This is a genomic window from Bacillus sp. AFS012607 (assembly GCF_002558005.1).
GTDB classification, from domain to species: domain Bacteria; phylum Bacillota; class Bacilli; order Bacillales; family Bacillaceae_G; genus Bacillus_A; species Bacillus_A thuringiensis_S.
Genome location: NZ_NTVM01000094.1, coordinates 1 through 4,080 on the forward strand (window position 1 = coordinate 1; position 4,080 = coordinate 4,080).

Genomic DNA, 4,080 nt, shown 5'->3' on the forward strand with positions numbered 1-4,080 from the left:
TAACCATAATAAGGCTTGCTTCCTGGATGCTTTTGCGAATTTCTAAATCTAGGTGATTTTAATAATTCAACAGCTACCTTCGGCTTTTCTGCAATAAATAATGTTTTTCCCATATTTAGTACCTCCTATTAATCTGCAATTTCAGTTTTACGCTTCCATTTCTTATTTCTGCGCTTTTTTATCATTCTGTGACCAAATAAATAGCAATATGTTCAAAAAGACAGCTACAAGGAACATACAGCCCGCAAACAGCCATACATTCATGGTATTTCCTCCTTTTTACTAAAAAAGAAAGAGAGTGCTATTTGAAAGCACTCCCAACCTTTATTTCGGAATAAAAAACACCTGATTCAACATTTAGAAATCAGGTGTTTTTTGTAAATATTTTTTTAGTTCACACTTTCAACTTTTGATAATTGCTTTGCATTTTCATTCAATGCTTTTTCTTCAGCATTGGGATAAGTAACTGCATGCGTTCTTGTCTTATCAGTCATCGTCCAAGGAGAATTTACGAGTGTACCATTTTTCCTTTGCACAGAATATTCTGTAGTAAGTATATATCTAGAGTACGCCATCCTATTTGAAGATGGATTCTTTATCTCGTGATCCCATGTTTCCTCTTTTAATTGTTCAGTTGTATGACTTATAGAAGCCTGTAATTGTGTTGAGTATTGAGAGGACATTCCTACTGAAAATCCTTTAAAACTAAAACCCATATCAGCACCAATACTCCAACTTACTGTTTTTGTAGCTGCTTCTTGATCCGTTACTTTTATACCTGTTTTTGATGTATATTTATATGTTTCACCAGGAGCTAAAACATAAGATTCTTGTTTTTTCCACCATTGTTTTTTCACAACCATATAATATGGATTTTCCTTTATTTGTTTAGCTGTATCTTCACCATAATGCGGATCTTTTACTGAAATAGCTGGAACTATTGTAAATGCTGTTACCACACGTTCTGTTTCTTCGGGAAGTTGGTCATTAATTGTTTCATATTGTGGTACAGGTGATAATGGTTGCGTATTTATCGATGGGAGTGAGACACTTCCTGCTTCTTCAACTGCAAATCTCTCAGAAGGTGCATCTGCGAGAAACTCAAATTGTTGAACGTTAGCATTATTACCTGTTTCATTTCCTGATATATCTAAAACTTTGCCACTATGTTTTGATTCAATAACATAATATCCATCTGCTTCACGATGAAAGTACCAGTATTCAGAAGGTGCATCACCAAGCCACTCAAATTGTTGAATATTAGCATTATTACCTGTTTCATTTCCTGATATGTCTATAACTTTACCACTGTTTAGATTAATCATTGCATAATAATTATTATCTAGTGGATGAAGAAAAAATCTTTCAGAAGGTGCATCTTTAAGATATTCATATTGTTGAACATTAGCATTATTACCTGTTTCATTTCCTGATATGTCTAGATATTTTCTACTATTTTTATTTTTAAACATGTACTTCATACCTACTTTAAATGTCATTGATTTACCCACTCCTCTTTAATCAAATTATTTAAAACCAGATATTGCCACTTGATAATAACAGAGAATCTTAAAATTTAATATGCTTTTAAGTTGAGAAATACTTAAATTTTGTATTGATTCGATTTCCTCTTTAAGGTGGACAAGAATGTAATATTCAACAAAACCTTACTATAAGGAACATACAAGCAGTAAACATCCATGCATTCACTCTTTAAGAAAGAGGGCTTTTCCTTTTACCCTCTTTCTTTTCTACATATAAAAAAATCACTCTCCGTTATCTCAATTGAGTAACAAAAAATGATTTAATCTGGTATTCCGTCTATACAATTTTTCATCGTTCCATTTCCATTGTTTCTTTTTTTCTACCCGATTTCTTTGTAGACTTCGACCGTTCTACATTCCCAGGATCTATTTCCTTGTCTTTTTCTTTATCATTCGCTTTTTTTCCATTCAATGGCTGAAAATTTTTATCAAAATCCGTTTCCTTTGAAGTTGTAGACTGATTCACCGTTATTCCTTCTTTTCCAAGCTTCTCATCCACCTGATTTTCTAATTTTTCTACGTGTTCCTGGCTTACAAGCTCATTATCAATCGAAACATACTTTGTTGTATAATACCGCTCTTCAGCTTTTACACGAGTAACAATACTATCAATATTATCTGGTGTTTCTTCATATTGTGAACGTCTGTATACTTCGAATTTCCGGCTTAAATCCTTATCTAATGTAGTTGATTCTTTTTCTTTTGAAGGTTGAATTTGTTGATCTAAAGAGACAATAGGTGCATATCCTTCCTTTTTCATTTCTTTATATAATTCCACTTCTTTTTCATTAAATGAGTAATCTTTTTGTGACTCCGCTTTATCAACTAAGAGTCCATATCGTTCATCTTTTACGATTTCATCTAGACTCATATTTGCATCTTTTTCATAAACAACAAATGACAAATTTCCTCTCCCATCAAAGATAGAACTTTGAACCTTTTCATATAAATCTGGTTTCAAAATGTTATCTAAGGAGTAATCTTCCCGTTTTCCGTTCTTTTCCATGAGGAAAACAGATAAATCTTCTCGATTTGTTGAATCTTGATTCCATACAGACAAATAATTAATATCTTTCGTAACAGCATCCATCATGTGGATTCTTGCAACTTCTTCTTCATCGTGTATACCGTTTGCTAATACTTCAATTGTAACTAAGTGATTAGGTGTCTCTTTTGATTTTTCCAATGTACTTTCCTGTGCTTTTTCCATTGGTATTTCTTTGTTATTTCTATGGTTCATTACCTCATCTCGTAACGCTTGTTTCACTTCATCCGATAGATACCTTTTCTCGTTTAATACTTGTTCATATGGCGTTTTGTAGTCCCCATCACCCATATTCATACGATCCATACTCACAAGCTCCATTCTCCCAAAGTCCCTATCTACTTCTTTTGGAATGGCAATATGATAACGAGCTTGATCGTAAGGGATGGTTTGACCTCTTTCTTTAGCTTCTTCTCTTGCTTTTTCAATACTTGAAATAACTTCAGCCATTTTTTCATTGGCTTCTCCAAATGGAATCAGTTGATTATTCTTAAAAGTCTCATTGTCGCTCCATTGAACTAACATAGTTGGACGACTAATTTCATTCTGATTTAGTGCTGCATACTTTTCTTGATTCGCCTCGTTAAATGCTTCTATAAATTCTTTATCACTCATTTTTTCTACACCTTCTACAGGCTCAAACGCTCGGTTTTTATCTGCTTGTTCCCTTAACTCTGCAACAGAAACAAGCTCTTGTGTCGTGTTACTTAAACTCATAAATTCGACCAATAAAATATTTTTTTCGTCCTGTTCTTCATTTTTATTTGCCATACTTTCCACCTCTTTTTCATTTATTTGTTCTTTTTCCTTTTCTAATGTGTTTTCAATTGTCTCAATAAATTCAATCGAAGTTTCATGTACTTCTTTCAACAACTTAGTTTTATCTTTCATTTCTTTTCCTTGTGTCCAGCTCGCTAAATATCCTAACGAATATTCGCTTGTATCAATCCCAAAATAAGAAGAAACGGCGTAAGCTGTCATTTCTGCTTGAAATTCTTTTTCTGGTGCTGTGTAATTCATACGTGTCTCTGCTGTATGAAGTTTGGCATGCGCCAATTCGTGAAGAAGTGTTTTTACATTTTGTAATTCACTATTTCTAGGATTCAAGGCAACCTCTTTTGTTAGGGGATAGCTCACACCTTTTGCGACACCCAGTTCTGATTTTGGCGCAATAATTTTCACACCGTTTTTTTCCGCAATGGCTTCCATTCCTTTATACAAACTCTGGTAATCTGTAACGCTCCCTTCTAGCCAACGATTCGGAAAAATACGAGGTAGATCTTCCGCTTTTGCGTTTGTTTGAGACACGTCAAACACATGACCGACAGCAAAATATAAACGACCAGGCATCACTTCTACGCTTTTAGATTCAATTTGTTTTTTCTCTTGCTCACTCGCCTTTGTAACGGATTTCCATGTCCCATCTTTGTCTTTAAATTTTGCTACAGTTCGGTTTGGAACAAGAATTTTAATTCCTTTCTCACCCTTCTT

Annotated in this window: 3 protein-coding genes; all 3 read right to left on the reverse strand. The window is 33.8% G+C overall.

Features of this window, described 5'->3' with window-relative positions; all coding sequences use genetic code 11:
* Nucleotides 1-113, reverse strand: a 113-nt coding sequence (locus CN409_RS32910) for a DNA topoisomerase I (protein ID WP_098217981.1), incomplete at its 3' end; no start/stop codon positions are given.
* 276 nt (nucleotides 114-389) lie between these two features.
* Complete coding sequence (locus CN409_RS30970) at nucleotides 390-1,499, reverse strand: RICIN domain-containing protein (RefSeq protein ID WP_097982044.1); 1,110 nt, start codon at nucleotides 1,497-1,499, stop codon at nucleotides 390-392.
* A 334-nt stretch (nucleotides 1,500-1,833) separates the two neighbouring features.
* On the reverse strand, nucleotides 1,834-4,080 hold a 2,247-nt coding region (locus CN409_RS30975), incomplete at its 5' end, for an LPD25 domain-containing protein (RefSeq protein ID WP_098217982.1).